A 12,896-nucleotide genomic window follows, 5' to 3' on the forward strand; every position below is an offset into this window, starting at 1 on the left:
ATATCATACCCACTTAGGCAGGATGTGCCACCCGCGCAAATGACAAAGCCAGTCCAACCTATTGCTTCAGCACGTCGGCCCACTCCGGATGGCGGCGAAACTGGGCATTGGCGAACGGGCAGAGCGGGATGATCTTCTTGCCAGCCGCCCTCGCGTCCTCGACGGCGCGGGTGACGAGCCGAAGCCCGGCGCCTTGGCCGCGAAAGGCGTCCGGCACTTCCGTGTGGTCGATGATGAGCTGGTGCTCGCCGATCTTGGTGAAGGTCATCTCGGCCTCGGTGCCGCCGGGGCCGCGCAGGACGTAGCGACCCTTGGAGCCGCGATCTTCAAGTTCGATCTCTGGCAGTCGATCGGGCATCCCTAGACTCCTTGGGCGACACCGGCAAAAAGCCGCCGCGCCGCCTCGATTTCGTTTGGCCGCACCTCGTGCCCGCCTTCGTGCCACTCCACTGTGACATCGGCACCATCGGCACGCAAATAGGCTTCGAGCCGCGCCGTCAGGTTCGGCGGGCAGATCGGATCGCGCCTGCCGGCGGTCACCAGGATGTGATGGCCGGCAAGGCTGCCTTTGACCTCAGGTTCGAACGGGATCAGCGGATGCATCAGCACCGTGGCATCGAACAGACCAGGGGCTTCGAACACCACCGAGGCCAGGATATTGGCGCCGTTGGAATAGCCGAGGCCCAGCACGGCCGATGGCGTCGCCGCCTCGACATGGGCCTTGACGAATTCAGCCATCTTGGCCGTCGCCCGCGCCAGGTCGTCCATGTCGTAGACGCCCTCGCCGGTGCGGCGGAAGAAACGCGCGGCACCTTGTTCGGAGACATCGCCGCGCGGCGAGATGATGGTCGCCTGGGGCGCGAGATCGCGCCCCAGCGATACAAGCTGGCTCTCGTCGCCGCCCGTGCCATGGAAGACGAAGAGCAGCGGACCGCCTGGCGAACCGGGTAGCACCTTGTGGATGAAAGCGTCCTTGCTCATCGCCTCAGCCCTCCAGCTTTTGCAGATGCTGTTCGAGATAGGGCCGCAGGTGCTGATGCTGCGTGGGCAGCTTCAGCGCCTCACCGAGATGAGCGGTGTCCTCGTCACGGTCGAAGCCCGGCTCGTTGGTGGCCACTTCGAACAGCACGCCGCCCGGCGTGCGGAAATAGATCGCCCAGAAATAGTCGCGGTCGATCACCGGCGTCACGCCATAGCCCGTATCCATCAGCGCCTTGCGCACTTCGAGCTGCTTGGCGCGGTTCTCGACGGCAAAAGCGACATGGTGGACGGAGCCGGCGCCGAGATCGGCGAAGGGCGCGGTAGGCAGTGATTCGATGTCGACGACATCGGCGCCGTTGCCGTTCTTGACGGCGAGCCGCCTGACATTGCCTGACTTGTCGACCTCCTCGTAGCCCATGAACTTCAGCAGCTCCTCGGTGGCGCCACCATCTTTCAGCCTGAGCGAAACCGAGTGAAAACCGCGGATCGCCTCGTCTGCCGGAATGCCGCCCTTCACCCAGGGCGCTCTGCTGTCGGCCTTGTCCTCGACAAGGGCAAAGCCGTCGCCGTCCGGACCGGCAAATCCGAGCCGCTTCTCGCCAAAGCTTTCCTCGCGGGAGACGTTGGTTACGCCTTCGTCGGTGAAGCGTTTTTCCCAATAGGCGAGCGTGCCTTCGGGCACGGAGTAGACCGTGGTACCGACTTCGCCGACCCCATGGCGGCCCTTACCGATGTTGGGAAACGGAAAATAGGTCATCACCGAACCCGGCGTTCCGACCTCGTCGCCGTAATAGAGGTGATAGACGTCCGGCGCGTCGAAATTGACCGTCTTCTTGACCCGGCGCAGGCCGAGCTTGTGGGTGAAGAAATCATTGTTCTGCCGTGCATCCCTGGCCATCGAGGTGACGTGATGCAGGCCCTTGATCTGGTCGAGCATGGTCTTTGCTCCTTCCCTTGGTGTTTGTGCGGCCCTCGCCGCTGTCCACGCCAATATGAGGATACCTGCATCCACGGCAAAGGCGGCAAACACAGAATAGACTGTGCTGTATAAGTGAACAATAATCGGATTCTTGTTCACCATCCGGTCAACAGCCTGGTCTTGCGCGGTTGATGGAAATCGGTTCCATGTGCTCACCGAACGTACTGGAGGGGAGAGCAAAGTGACTGGAAAAGGCAGGCGGCCAAATGTCCTCCTCATCACCTGCGACCAGTGGCGCGGCGATTGCCTGTCGGCTGCCGGCCATCCCCAGGTGAAGACGCCGAATGCCGATGCGCTGGCCGCCGAAGGTGTGCTGTTCAAGCGCCATTACGGCGGCTCGGCTCCATGCTCGCCGGCGCGTGCCTGCCTCTACACAGGCCTCTACCAGATGAACAACCGCGTCTGCCGCAACGGCACGCCGCTCGATGCCCGCCATGGCAATATTGCGCTTGCGGCGCGCAGCGTGGGCTACGATCCGACCTTGTTCGGCTATACGGATGTGTCGCTCGACCCGCGCCAGCTTGCACCGGCCGATCCACGGCTGCACAGCTATGAAGGCGTGCTGCCCGGCTTCACGGTGCGCCAACTACTTCCCGAACATCAGAAGCAGTGGTTGTCCTGGCTGAAGCAGCAGGGCATCGATGCCGGCGCTGGAAGTCCTGGCATCCATCGTCCCGTGGGCGAGGCGGACGGCGCGGTGACTGAAGCGCCGCCCGTCTACTCGAAGGACCAGACGCCGACGGCCTTCCTTGCCGGCGAATTCATCCGCTGGCTGGGCGAGCAAGAGGAGGCCGCGCCATGGTTTGCGCATCTTTCCTTTATCAGCCCGCATCCGCCCTTCATCGTGCCGGAACCGTACAATACCCAATACGATCCGGCGGACGGCCCCGCTTTTCACCGTGCGGAAAGTTGGCGAGCCGAATCTCAGGGCCACCCCTACATCGCCTATGATCTCGGTCGGCAAAACCGCGCGAAGTTCCGCCCCGGTGCCACGGGCAAGGTACAGGACTGGAGCGAGGATGATTTCCGCCGCATCCGAGCAATCTACTACGGCATGATCTCGGAGGTCGACGCGCAGTTCGGCCGCCTATGGCAAGCGCTGAAGGCCGAAGGCGCTTGGGACAACACCATCATCGTGCTCACCTCCGACCACGCCGAAATGATGGGAGACCATTTCATGCTGGGCAAAGGCGGCTATTTCGACGGCAGCTACCACATTCCGCTGGTCGTCCGCGACCCACGCCATCGCAAGGCCGCCGGCAGCACTGTCGATTGCTTCACCGAAGCGGTCGACATTTTGCCTACGCTCATCGACCTGCTCGGCGCGGCTCCCGAACCGCATCTTGACGGGTGCTCGCTCAAACCCTTCTTGAGCGGCGGAACTCCCGCCGTCTGGCGCGACGCCGCGCACTGGGAGTTCGACTTTCGCTCGATCGCGGACGGAGAAGCTGAACTGCACTTCGGCATTACCTCGCGCCAGTGCAACCTCGCTGTCATCCGCACACGGAAATTCAAATACGTGCATTTTGGCGGCGGCTTGCCGCCCCTGCTTTTCGACATGGAGGACGACCCTGGCGAATTGAAGAACCTCGCCAACAGTCCGGCACATCGTTCCACCCGGCTGGAATTCGCTGAAAGGCTGCTTGCCTGGCGGGCCGAACATCTCGACCAGTCGCTTGCCCTCTCGGAGTTGACGGACAATGGATTGGTTGGATATGCCAGGTCGCATACGGGGCGGTAGGGATTTCCCTACCGCCCCATTTCCTTAGCTGTCGAAGTATCCTTGCCTACCGAACCATCAGACGCTGCTCGTCGCGCTTCTGGGCGTAGGTGCCCTTGTCGTAAGCTGCTTGCTTCTCGAGCTGCTCCTTGGTGAAGGTCGTATAAAGGTACTTCTTGCCGCTCTTGTCGGTCATGAACTTCAAATTATCCATGCCGACCGCGACCTCCTTCGAGCCGATGCCGAGGAAGCCGCCGACATCGACGATCACGGCATCGGTTTTCTTGTCGGGCGTCAGCACGACATCGCCGATCTCGCCAACCTTGGCGTCATTGGCGCCATAGACTGTCGTGCCCTTCAGATCGTTACCCCTGATCTCGCCAATCGGCATTGCCGTCAGCTTCGACTTATCGATGGCTGAGGTCTTTGTCTGGTCGGGAGCCGTGGCGTCAGCTGGCGCCGCCGCCGTCTTGTCCGCCGGAGCGGCGGGGACTGTCGCGGCCGAAGGCGCCGCTGCCGGCGCGGTGGCCGCCGGCTCGTTCGATGCCGTCGTCGCCGGGGCCGGATCATAGGCCTTTCGGTTGAAGTCCGGCAACGCCTGCAGCTCTTCCTTGGTGGTCTGCGCCACCAGCCAGCGGTTGCCGTTCTTCTGCGCCCACTTCGCCTTGGCGAAATCATAGGCGACGTTCTTCTCGCCCATGCCAAGGAAGCCGCCGACGCCTATAATCAGCGATTGCGCCTTGCCTTCCTTGGTCAGCACGATGTCGTTAACGTCGCCGATCTTCTGGGCGTCATCGCCTGTCCCGTTGTAGACATTTTCACCGATGATGTTCGTAGCCAGATTGCCATCAGCCTGTTTCACCGGCTGCGCATTCATGTCGGCGGGCTTCTGCGCGGTGTCGGTCGACGTGGCTGGCGCCTGGGCAGTTGTCGATGCAGCCGGGGCCGGCGCATAAGCCTTGCTGTCGAACTCCGGATGCGCCTTCAGTTCGTCCTTGGTCGTCTGCGCCACCAGCCAGCGGTTACCGTTCTTCTCGGCCCATTGCAGCTTGTCATAGTCGAAGGCGACGTTTTTGGTTCCGACGCCAAGGAAGCCGCCGACGCCGATGACGACGGATTTCGCCATGCCGTCCTTGTCAAAGACGACGTCTGTGACCTTGCCGATATTCTCGGCATTGTCGCCAGTGCCATTATAGACCGATGCACCGATAATATTGGTGACGATGCTACCTTCCGCCCGCACCACCGGCGCAGCCGGTTGCTGGGCGGCTGGCGGGTTAGCCGGGGCTGGGGTTGCAGCGCTCTGCGCGAAGGCCCCGGTTGCGACCATTGTCGCAAGGGCAGTCGTCGCTAAAAGGGTCCGGATCATGATAATCTCTCCTCGTGCCTGATTTCGTGCGCGCCGCGTGCGGTCGACCCATCGGGGGAGATTGGACGCGGCATCTCTACAGGTTCACAACGTCGTGACCATGCTGTTGTTCCGACAAAAAACCGCGACGTTCGAGACCAAAACCATCAAGCGGATGCGGTAATCGCCAGCCCGACGCAACCTTTGACTCTTGTCTTGGATCCTGGCCTTGGATTCCGGCGCAACGGGAACCTTTCCTGGTCCGCTGCGTTCCAGCCTCCGGCTTGGGCGCGCCCGGGCCAAGTTTGAGCGGAGCGGGGAATGAAGTTTGCAGCGGTGCTGAACCGGGACGGTGGCACCTTGCGCACCGTCGATCTCGCGGCTTTTTCCGACCGGATGCGTCAGACGCTGGAATCGGCGGGCCACTCTCTCAGCATCGACATAGTTGCCGGCAAGGACATCGTGGAAACCCTCGACAGCGCTGCGTCGCGCCGCGCCGTCGATGTTGTGCTTGCCGGCGGCGGTGACGGAACCATCTCAGCCGCGGCGGCAAGGCTGATGGGCAAGAAAAAGGCGCTTGCCATATTGCCGGCCGGCACGATGAACCTGTTCGCGCGCGGCCTCGGCATTCCGCAGTCGCTCGATGCCGCGTTGGACGCCTTCGCCGACGGCGAAATCATCGCGGTCGACATGGCCACGGCCAATGGCCAGCCATTCGTCCATCAGTTCTCGATCGGCATGCATGCCAAGATGGTGCAGCTACGCCAGGGGATGGAATTCGGATCGCGCCTGGGCAAGATCGGTGCCTCGGCCAAGGCCGCTTGGGCGACGATCAAGAACCCGCCGGCGATGAATGTCACGCTCGGCATTGGCGACGCTGAGGTGACGGCGCGCATATCGGGCATCGGCGTCACCAACAATCTGTTCGGCGAAGGCCATTTGCCTTATGCCGACAACCCTGCGGGCGGCGTGCTAGGCGTCTATGTCACGGTGGCGCAGCAGCGCGCCGAACTGGTCAAGTTCTTCTTCAACATGGCGCGCGGCAAGTGGCGCGACAATGAGCATGTCGAAATCCACCAGGCCGACCGTGCGGTGCTGAAAATCCATTCCGGCGGCAGAAAGTTTCGCGCTGTCATGGATGGCGAACTGGTCAGGCTCGATCGGGAGACGACCATCGAAATCCGGCCCGGAGCGCTCAACGTCCTGGTGCCGGCCAGCATTGCCAAGGCAAAGGCTGCCTGATGTGGCCCCGGGCCCTGACGCGGTCTTTGGCGATGACGCAATCTCTGGCGATGGCGGCCGAAACTCTAACCGCCGCTCGGCCCACTTCCTTGCTCCGTGGCTGGAGTCTTGGCCGTTTCGCCATATATTTCGGCGACACCCCATGCCACGAATGCCAGAAGCAGCGCCGCGATCAGGATGCGCAACCCGTGCCAACCCCAACGCCCCTGGCGTGCTTTGTTTTCAGGAATGATCTTGGGCATGGTCGGCCCTCGTCTCGTTCTGCGCCAACCCGCGCACTCGATAAATCACGGTCGGGTAACGGGTTCCTTGCTAGGATGGTTCCGGGGAGCCGGGTCCGGAAGGATGGCGCTGGAAGATCTGTCGAAGTGACACGAGGCGGGCCGCCCCGGCGCTGCTACTCCTCGCCGGCCTCCGGATGGTCGGTGTCGGACTTCACGTTCTCGCGGTAGATGGCGTAGGCCGCGAGTGCCACGGCCGGACCGAGAATAACCCCGAGCCCACCTTTTCCCTTGAGCAATGTCGGCAGTACAGCGAGCGCGGCCGTAATGCCGATCGCCTTCATGTCGGCCTTGCGCCGCCTTGCCTCGCGGCGGACCCGGGCGCCCGACATCAGCCTGTGGGTCAAAAGAACAAGGCCCGCGATCACCAGGAAGCCGACACCGAAACCAACCGCGGCAGCCAGCGATCCATAGCGCGCCGACGTCCAGATATAGGCTGCCCCGACCAGGAAGCCGAAGCCGCAGAATGCCGCCAGCGCGGCAAGCGCGTAGACGATGGCCGCCGTGCGTGCGCGCCGCACCGCAGCCATTGTTTCACCCGAGGCAAAACCCGAGAGCAGGGAAGCCAGCAATCCCATCTCAGCGGAACTAGCGACGCGCGAGCAGCGCGAACAGGAAGCCGACGCCAGCGGCGATTGCCAGCGACGTCACCGGCTTTTCGCGTACACTTGCCACCATCTGCGCCTCGATATCCCTGGCATTGCCGCGCAGGCTGTCGAAGGCTGCTTCCCCTTGGGCGCGCAACTGCTCGACGCCTTCGGCCGCCGCCCGGCGCGCTGTGCCGTAGCCGTGTTCACCGGTCTTGGCCAGCTGCTTGGTGAGCTTGTCGATATCGGCCTTCAACTGCCTGATATCGGCTTCAAGATCCGAATTCGTCCGGGCTTCGTTGGCGGTTTTCCCTGCGGCGGTTGCCATTGCTTAACTCCTTGTGATTGCTCGATTTCAAACGCGCCCTGTGTCTCAAGGTTCCGATGCGGGGACAAACTACCCCAAAACCCGGTTACGTGCATCCTCGGCGCCCTGGCGAGAAGCGCCGCGTCATATCAGCGGGCCGCGGCGTTCGCCCAGAAGCTCCGGTCTCCCGAACTCCCGGAACACCGGCAAGAGCCGCAACGGACATTGCTCGCAAGGGTATTGCCGGGCTCGCAAGGGTATTGCCGGCTTGAAAAAGCACACGCCCGATCTGGCTTGGCATTTCCTCCTTGCAAAGGCCTGCCGCCAGCAGGTCCGCTTTACGCGCTTGTCCAAGGTCGGCCTTTTATCGCCGGCGCGCGGCTTTTTTAAATGACAACACACCAAATTGCGATCATGACTCCCGACGTTTCAAGGAGCAATCGCCCGTGCCCCAATTACTTGACGGATTGCGCATTCTTGTCTTGGAGGATGAATTCCTCATAGCCATGGATGTCGAGCAACTCTGCCGCGACCACGGTGCGGGCGAGGTGGTGGTTGCCCGCGACCTGGCCGAAATTGATGGCCGGAAGATCGCGACGCATTTCGACGCGGCCATTGTCGATCTGATGCTGGGCGGCGCCTCGACGCTCGAATTCGCCGCGGGCCTGCGTGAGACCGGCGTCCCGTTCGTGTTTGCGTCCGGTCATTCCGATGCGGGCGAGATCAAGGCATCCTTCCCCGGAGTGAGGCTGGTCACCAAGCCCTATTCAGGCGAAGACCTCGTCGAAGCCGTGGCGCTGGCCTACGGTCGCGGCTCCCTTGGCTGAGACCGACGCAACGACATTCGAAGAGCCGTTATCCGGCCCGCATTTCAATGCGCCGCCGTCCCAGTGACCTGGGCCGAGATCGCATCGGGACCATACTCGTCCTCGCCGGAGATTTTCAGGATCTCCTGCAGGCGTGTGCGGGCCCTGCTGACCCGACTCTTGATCGTTCCGACCGCGCAACCGCAGATTTCGGCGGCCTCCTCATAGGAGAAGCCCGATGCACCGATCAGGATGATGGCTTCGCGCTGGTCCTCCGGCAATTGCTCGAGAGCGCCACGAAAATCCTTGAGGTCGAGCTGGCCATGCTGGGCCGGATGCACCGCAAGCCGGGCCGTCATGATGCCGTCGCTGTCCTGCACCTCGCGGCCGCGCTTGCGCATCTGCGAATAGAACTCGTTGCGCAGGATCGTGAAAAGCCATGCCTTGAGATTGGTGCCAGGCTGAAAGCTCTCATGCTTGTCCCAGGCCTTGACCAGCGTCTCCTGCACGAGGTCGTCGGCCTTGTCGGCATTCTGTGTCAGCGAAACGGCAAAAGCCCGCAAGCTCGGGATTGCCCCAAGCAGATCGGTCTTGAAGCCTTGGGAGACCGCTGCCATGCCTCAGTCCTTCTTCTGTGCGGGTTCGGCCTGTTCCAGTTGTCTGAGCAACTGGGCGAAGCGATCCGGCACATTGTCGGAGACCAGCTCGTCATAATATTGTTTGAGTTTGCGTCCGATTTCGGAGTTCGGCCCCAGAGGGTCGCCGACGCCATTCCGGCGCCTGCCCGCGGCACCAGCCAGAATATCTTTCGTCATGTCCTTCATTTCGCCCTTATATTCCCAGAACTCAAGCCGCTCGTATCCAACGCAACACAAGGCAAGCGGCACCCTCGTCTGGTTGCCCATCCCGACGCCCAAACGCCATTGCCACGGATTTGTTCCATATCGGTGGAACTTTTTCGGAAAAGCGCCGTTATTTCCGCGGGGCGCGCAATCGGCGTGAGCTGCAATCCGTCCAACCGCGTCATCTGAGGGAGACGTCCATCATGAGCTTGTCCGCCACCATCGCTCCGCATCTGCCGTTCTTGCGGCGCTTCTCGCGTGCCGTCTCGGGATCGCAGGAGAGCGGCGACGCGCTGGTCGCCGCAATGCTTGAGGCCATCATCGCCGATGTCGACATCTTCCCGGAGGCGTCGAGTGACCGGATCGCCTTGTACAAGGTTTTCGCCAAGCTCTTCACATCCGTTGCCATCCGCGTTCCGCAGGAGCAGTCACAATCGGCCTGGGAGCAGCGCGCCGCCGCAAATCTCAATGCGATCGCGCCGCTTCCCCGCCAGGCCTTCCTGCTGGTTGCCGTCGAAGGTTTCAGCGAGGACGAGGCAGCCGAAATCCTCGATGTCGGCGACCAGCAGTTCTCTGAGTTGCTCGCCGAGGCAAGCAATGAGATTTCCCGTCAGGTGGCGACCGACGTGCTGATCATCGAGGATGAACCGCTGATCGCCATGGATATAGAGGAGATGGTCGAGAGCCTCGGTCATCGGGTCGTGGGAACGGCGCGCACCCATGCCGAAGCGGTGACGATGTTCGGCAAGACCCGACCGAAGATGGTGCTCGCAGACATTCAGCTCGCCGACGGCAGCTCGGGCATCGAGGCCGTGAACGAAATCTTGTCGTCGACATCCGTGCCGGTAATCTTCATCACCGCCTTCCCCGAGCGTCTCCTGACCGGAGAGCGCCCCGAGCCGGCCTTTCTCGTGACCAAGCCGTTCAATCCCGACATGGTGAAGGCGCTGATCAGCCAGGCTCTGTTCTTCGACCGGCAGGCCAAGGCTGCCGCATAGATCGCGGGCTCCGGAAGCCGGACGAGGGACATCAAAAGGCCGTTGGATGCGATTCATCCGGCGGCCCTTTTGACAAGCCGGATCGGCCACTGGCGAATTTCCCAGCCCGCGCTGCCCGGAACGATTTGCAAGCACCGTCTTTTTCGGCGAATGGTGGAACAAACCGCATCCACCCACGTTTTTGCCGTATCATTCGAAGGAGATGGACCATGCTTTACTGGGCGCTCGTATTTCTCGTCGTGGCGATTATTGCCGGCGCGCTTGGTTTCGGCGGCATTGCCGGCACATCCGCCGGTATCGCGCAGATATTGTTCTTCATCTTCCTGGCTTTCCTGATTATTTCGCTTCTGGCCGGCCTGTTCAGGCGGGCGTGAGCCTGGCGGCTCATCAGGCGAACACTGGAAGCCGCACCCCTCAAACGGTTTCCAGCCACCGCCGGGCGGCGTCCTTCAAGGATACCGTCCGGCGGACCGCTTTCAGGGGAACCCATTCGACAGTGAGCCGTTCAGCCCGAGTTGGATGGACGAATTGACCGATGCGCTCCAGGACTTCAGACAGAACGGAAGGCGCACCGCGCGATGAAGTCATCGCCATGCACCCCGCCGAAAGCGGCATGCAGCTTGGCCGAGCCCTTCTCCACGCATTGCACAATGCCGGCATTTCCGTCCTCTATCAGGATCGCGAAATGAAGACCGTATGGGCCCGCAACATGCGCGCGCCCTGGGCCTCCGACGATGTCGACGGGAACGGCATCCTGCCAACGGCGCAGGCCGACCGCATCGGCGCCGCCAAGCGCGATGTGGTTGCGACCGGCGATCCTCAGCGCCTTGAAATCAGTGTTCCAGTCGAGAATGGCGTTCGCTGGTTTCAGATCTGGGTCGATGCCGACCGAGGCGACAATGGCGATGTCCAAGGCGTCGTCACCACCATGGTCGAGACGACCGAGCAGAAGCGGCGCGAACAGACATTGACGACGCTGCTGCGTGAAGTCAGCCACCGCTCGAAGAACCTGCTGGCGATCATCCAGAGCATCGCGACCCAGACCGGTCGTTATTCCGACGGCGTCGGCGACTTCCTGAAGCGCTTCCGCGGCCGGCTGCAGTCGCTGGCGTCCTCCCAGGATCTGGTGACATCCTCCAACTGGCGAGGGGCAGCCCTTCATGAGCTGGTGGCGAGCCAGGTCGGCCGCTACGGAGCGAATCCGTCACATAGCCTTCGCTTCCGTGGCGCCAATCCCTACCTCAATCCCAACGCCGCGCTGCATATTGGCCTGGCGATGCATGAACTCGCCGTCAACTCCGTCAGCTACGGCGCCCTGTCCCGGCCGGATGGTTTCGTCGAGGTCACCGCCGACCTCAACGCCGCCGACACGGGGGAGGTCACCCTGTCCTTGACATGGGCCGAAACGATAGGGACCAAAGACGATGGGGGCGGTCAGAAGCGATTCGGCAGCGTCGCGTTGGAGCGGGTGGTGCCAGCGTCCCTGAACGGAACCGCGAACCTCGATATCGGCGACGGCCATCTCGAATACCGCCTTGTCGTTCCGCACAACAATTTCGAGACGCAGTGAAAGCCTCGGCAAGCAGCGATTCTTAACCGGCTGTTCACCATGAGGGCGGATGCTTTTTTTCCCAGATACCGCCGGAACCTGCCCCGCTTTCGGACATTGTTGGCAGGCTTGCAGCGCGGTACGGGAGGAATGTCTTGACGGTTGCCGACATGAACAGATTGGAACAAGCCGCCCGGATTTCGATGGGCGAATTTCTGGAATCCGAATCCTCCGCGGAAACACACCCTGAGGCAGGCAGGGGTTCGATGAAGGGGCTCATTCTTGCCTTGGCCGCGATCATGTTGCTGGCCGTTCTTTGGCAGCTGACCTGACTTGGGTCCTGCTCTCCGTTGAAATCGCCGGTCGATCAACGCCGCCGCGCCTCCGATCGCGAGGGGCCGCAGTTTTTTTGCGTAACCCGTTGGAAATGACAGGAACTTTTTGACGATGTCGGCCGTTATTGCGGCCAGAGGACATCCGTCATGGAACACATAGCCGCGTTGTTGCTGGTGATCGGCTGCTCGAACACGATGGCCGAATGCCGGGAATTGCAGGTCCCAGTCAGTGTTTTTGCGACTGCCGACGAGTGCACCGCCGAGCGCCCCTTCGTGATGGGCGACGTGCAAGGGCAGGCGCAGCATGTCGTCGCCGAATGCCTCGCGGTCGATCCCGCCTTGGAGGACGACTACGATCAGATTGTCTGGAAGGTGCGGCCAGACGGTAACCTTGACGCTTCGTTGGCCATTTCCAACCTCGTCATGGCATCGAACACGATCCGCCCAGAAAAAGACGACCTTAGTCAACAATAAATTGCAGCAGCAAAGGCCGTCGTTTCATGCTAAATGGCGGTTGGAGCTTACTAAAGTGTGGACACAAGTGAGGAGCGACTCTATGCGGAAAATACTTATTGCCATGGTTGCGGTGGTTGCTGTCAGCGGCTGCACCAGCACGGAGAAGGACGTCGTCGGCGGCGGCTTGATCGGCGCCGGTATCGGCGGCTTGGTCGGCGGCGGCAAGGGCGCGCTGGTCGGTGCGGCTGTCGGCGCCGGATCCGGCCTGCTGGTTCGCAAGTTGCAGAACGGCTACTGCCAGTATCGCGATCATCGCGGCCGGATCTACACGGCCCGCTGCAACTAATTCAGCGATTGGAGCAATCCAGGATCGGCTCGGCAATTTCTATCAAACGCTGAACCGTTCTAATGGAATACGGATCCGGGGGCCATGTCCGGCCTCCGGATTTTCTTGGCCGTTGCCGA

At 61.9% G+C, this 12,896-nt stretch carries 19 protein-coding genes; 10 read left to right on the top strand and 9 right to left on the bottom strand.

The window, feature by feature from the left end:
- Nucleotides 1–58: 58 nt before the first annotated feature.
- The 3 genes from LB536_RS09405 to LB536_RS09415 are packed head-to-tail and all read right to left on the bottom strand — an operon-like array spanning nucleotide 59 to nucleotide 1,918.
- A complete protein-coding gene (locus LB536_RS09405) occupies nucleotides 59–358 on the bottom strand; it encodes a GNAT family N-acetyltransferase (protein WP_224591341.1) in 300 nt (99 codons plus the stop codon).
- 2 nt (nucleotides 359–360) lie between these two features.
- Nucleotides 361–981, bottom strand: a complete 621-nt coding sequence (locus LB536_RS09410; protein WP_224591343.1) for an alpha/beta hydrolase — start codon at nucleotides 979–981, stop codon at nucleotides 361–363.
- A 4-nt stretch (nucleotides 982–985) separates the two neighbouring features.
- On the bottom strand, nucleotides 986–1,918 hold the full coding sequence (locus tag LB536_RS09415; RefSeq protein ID WP_224591344.1) for a VOC family protein: 933 nt from the start codon (nucleotides 1,916–1,918) through the stop codon (nucleotides 986–988).
- A gap of 223 nt (nucleotides 1,919–2,141) precedes the next feature.
- On the opposite strand from LB536_RS09415, the gene LB536_RS09420 reads away from it, so the two are divergent.
- Nucleotides 2,142–3,701: an alkaline phosphatase family protein gene (locus LB536_RS09420; protein WP_224591346.1), complete on the top strand. Its 1,560-nt coding sequence runs from the start codon at nucleotides 2,142–2,144 to the stop codon at nucleotides 3,699–3,701.
- 46 nt (nucleotides 3,702–3,747) lie between these two features.
- On the opposite strand, the gene LB536_RS09425 is transcribed toward LB536_RS09420, so the two are convergent.
- Nucleotides 3,748–5,049, bottom strand: coding sequence for a PRC-barrel domain-containing protein (locus LB536_RS09425; protein WP_224591348.1), 1,302 nt, complete (start codon nucleotides 5,047–5,049; stop codon nucleotides 3,748–3,750).
- Nucleotides 5,050–5,349: 300 nt separating this feature from the next.
- Here LB536_RS09425 and LB536_RS09430 point away from each other — a divergent pair, with 300 nt between their 5' ends.
- A complete protein-coding gene (locus LB536_RS09430) occupies nucleotides 5,350–6,270 on the top strand; it encodes a diacylglycerol/lipid kinase family protein (protein WP_140809632.1) in 921 nt (306 codons plus the stop codon).
- Nucleotides 6,271–6,335: 65 nt separating this feature from the next.
- Here LB536_RS09430 and LB536_RS09435 read toward each other — a convergent pair whose 3' ends face one another.
- The 3 genes from LB536_RS09435 to LB536_RS09445 form a co-directional block, all read right to left on the bottom strand.
- Entirely contained in the window at nucleotides 6,336–6,512 is a 177-nt protein-coding gene (locus tag LB536_RS09435) for a hypothetical protein (RefSeq protein WP_181178211.1), read from the bottom strand.
- Between the two features lie 155 nt (nucleotides 6,513–6,667).
- Nucleotides 6,668–7,129: a hypothetical protein gene (locus LB536_RS09440; RefSeq protein WP_224591350.1), complete on the bottom strand. Its 462-nt coding sequence runs from the start codon at nucleotides 7,127–7,129 to the stop codon at nucleotides 6,668–6,670.
- 10 nt (nucleotides 7,130–7,139) lie between these two features.
- On the bottom strand, nucleotides 7,140–7,466 hold the full coding sequence (locus LB536_RS09445; RefSeq protein WP_140754519.1) for a YqjD family protein: 327 nt from the start codon (nucleotides 7,464–7,466) through the stop codon (nucleotides 7,140–7,142).
- A gap of 247 nt (nucleotides 7,467–7,713) precedes the next feature.
- Here LB536_RS09445 and LB536_RS31065 point away from each other — a divergent pair, with 247 nt between their 5' ends.
- Nucleotides 7,714–7,839, top strand: coding sequence for a hypothetical protein (locus LB536_RS31065; protein ID WP_263488963.1), 126 nt, complete (start codon nucleotides 7,714–7,716; stop codon nucleotides 7,837–7,839).
- A gap of 52 nt (nucleotides 7,840–7,891) precedes the next feature.
- Nucleotides 7,892–8,272, top strand: a complete 381-nt coding sequence (locus LB536_RS09450) for a response regulator (protein ID WP_224591352.1) — start codon at nucleotides 7,892–7,894, stop codon at nucleotides 8,270–8,272.
- Between the two features lie 44 nt (nucleotides 8,273–8,316).
- On the opposite strand, the gene LB536_RS09455 is transcribed toward LB536_RS09450, so the two are convergent.
- Together LB536_RS09455 and LB536_RS09460 are read right to left on the bottom strand one after the other, a co-directional pair.
- Nucleotides 8,317–8,868 carry an RNA polymerase sigma factor gene (locus tag LB536_RS09455; protein ID WP_010911883.1) on the bottom strand — a complete coding sequence of 184 codons (552 nt, stop codon included), beginning with the start codon at nucleotides 8,866–8,868 and terminating at the stop codon, nucleotides 8,317–8,319.
- A 3-nt stretch (nucleotides 8,869–8,871) separates the two neighbouring features.
- Nucleotides 8,872–9,075, bottom strand: a complete 204-nt coding sequence (locus tag LB536_RS09460) for a NepR family anti-sigma factor (RefSeq protein ID WP_140755009.1) — start codon at nucleotides 9,073–9,075, stop codon at nucleotides 8,872–8,874.
- A 221-nt stretch (nucleotides 9,076–9,296) separates the two neighbouring features.
- Here LB536_RS09460 and LB536_RS09465 point away from each other — a divergent pair, with 221 nt between their 5' ends.
- The 6 genes from LB536_RS09465 to LB536_RS09490 all read left to right on the top strand — a co-directional run bounded on the left by LB536_RS09465 (nucleotide 9,297) and on the right by LB536_RS09490 (nucleotide 12,777).
- Nucleotides 9,297–10,091, top strand: a complete 795-nt coding sequence (locus LB536_RS09465; RefSeq protein ID WP_140809635.1) for a response regulator — start codon at nucleotides 9,297–9,299, stop codon at nucleotides 10,089–10,091.
- Nucleotides 10,092–10,300: 209 nt separating this feature from the next.
- Entirely contained in the window at nucleotides 10,301–10,465 is a 165-nt protein-coding gene (locus LB536_RS09470) for a DUF1328 domain-containing protein (RefSeq protein ID WP_006203859.1), read from the top strand.
- Nucleotides 10,466–10,626: 161 nt separating this feature from the next.
- Entirely contained in the window at nucleotides 10,627–11,661 is a 1,035-nt protein-coding gene (locus LB536_RS09475) for a sensor histidine kinase (RefSeq protein ID WP_140754523.1), read from the top strand.
- Between the two features lie 134 nt (nucleotides 11,662–11,795).
- Nucleotides 11,796–11,972, top strand: a complete 177-nt coding sequence (locus LB536_RS09480; protein ID WP_224591354.1) for a hypothetical protein — start codon at nucleotides 11,796–11,798, stop codon at nucleotides 11,970–11,972.
- A gap of 150 nt (nucleotides 11,973–12,122) precedes the next feature.
- Nucleotides 12,123–12,449 carry a hypothetical protein gene (locus tag LB536_RS09485; RefSeq protein WP_224591357.1) on the top strand — a complete coding sequence of 109 codons (327 nt, stop codon included), beginning with the start codon at nucleotides 12,123–12,125 and terminating at the stop codon, nucleotides 12,447–12,449.
- 82 nt (nucleotides 12,450–12,531) lie between these two features.
- Nucleotides 12,532–12,777 (top strand): YMGG-like glycine zipper-containing protein, encoded by a 246-nt coding sequence (locus LB536_RS09490; RefSeq protein WP_140754527.1) that lies wholly within the window; start codon nucleotides 12,532–12,534, stop codon nucleotides 12,775–12,777.
- Nucleotides 12,778–12,896 lie beyond the last annotated feature (119 nt).

The organism is Mesorhizobium sp. ES1-3 (assembly GCF_020164795.1).
Taxonomy (GTDB): Bacteria; Pseudomonadota; Alphaproteobacteria; order Rhizobiales; family Rhizobiaceae; genus Mesorhizobium.

What these genes read in the sequence shown, in the direction of transcription:
- LB536_RS09405 (WP_224591341.1), bottom strand. Translation starts at nt 358, where the DNA reads ATGCCCGATCGACTGCCAGAGATCGAACTTGAAGATCGCGGCTCCAAG.
- LB536_RS09410 (WP_224591343.1), bottom strand. Translation starts at nt 981, where the DNA reads ATGAGCAAGGACGCTTTCATCCACAAGGTGCTACCCGGTTCGCCAGGC.
- LB536_RS09415 (WP_224591344.1), bottom strand. Translation starts at nt 1,918, where the DNA reads ATGCTCGACCAGATCAAGGGCCTGCATCACGTCACCTCGATGGCCAGG.
- LB536_RS09425 (WP_224591348.1), bottom strand. Translation starts at nt 5,049, where the DNA reads ATGATCCGGACCCTTTTAGCGACGACTGCCCTTGCGACAATGGTCGCA.
- LB536_RS09430 (WP_140809632.1), top strand. Translation starts at nt 5,350, where the DNA reads ATGAAGTTTGCAGCGGTGCTGAACCGGGACGGTGGCACCTTGCGCACC.
- LB536_RS09435 (WP_181178211.1), bottom strand. Translation starts at nt 6,512, where the DNA reads ATGCCCAAGATCATTCCTGAAAACAAAGCACGCCAGGGGCGTTGGGGT.
- LB536_RS09440 (WP_224591350.1), bottom strand. Translation starts at nt 7,129, where the DNA reads ATGGGATTGCTGGCTTCCCTGCTCTCGGGTTTTGCCTCGGGTGAAACA.
- LB536_RS09445 (WP_140754519.1), bottom strand. Translation starts at nt 7,466, where the DNA reads ATGGCAACCGCCGCAGGGAAAACCGCCAACGAAGCCCGGACGAATTCG.
- LB536_RS09455 (WP_010911883.1), bottom strand. Translation starts at nt 8,868, where the DNA reads ATGGCAGCGGTCTCCCAAGGCTTCAAGACCGATCTGCTTGGGGCAATC.
- LB536_RS09460 (WP_140755009.1), bottom strand. Translation starts at nt 9,075, where the DNA reads ATGAAGGACATGACGAAAGATATTCTGGCTGGTGCCGCGGGCAGGCGC.
- LB536_RS09465 (WP_140809635.1), top strand. Translation starts at nt 9,297, where the DNA reads ATGAGCTTGTCCGCCACCATCGCTCCGCATCTGCCGTTCTTGCGGCGC.
- LB536_RS09470 (WP_006203859.1), top strand. Translation starts at nt 10,301, where the DNA reads ATGCTTTACTGGGCGCTCGTATTTCTCGTCGTGGCGATTATTGCCGGC.
- LB536_RS09475 (WP_140754523.1), top strand. Translation starts at nt 10,627, where the DNA reads ATGCGCTCCAGGACTTCAGACAGAACGGAAGGCGCACCGCGCGATGAA.
- LB536_RS09485 (WP_224591357.1), top strand. Translation starts at nt 12,123, where the DNA reads ATGGAACACATAGCCGCGTTGTTGCTGGTGATCGGCTGCTCGAACACG.
- LB536_RS09490 (WP_140754527.1), top strand. Translation starts at nt 12,532, where the DNA reads ATGCGGAAAATACTTATTGCCATGGTTGCGGTGGTTGCTGTCAGCGGC.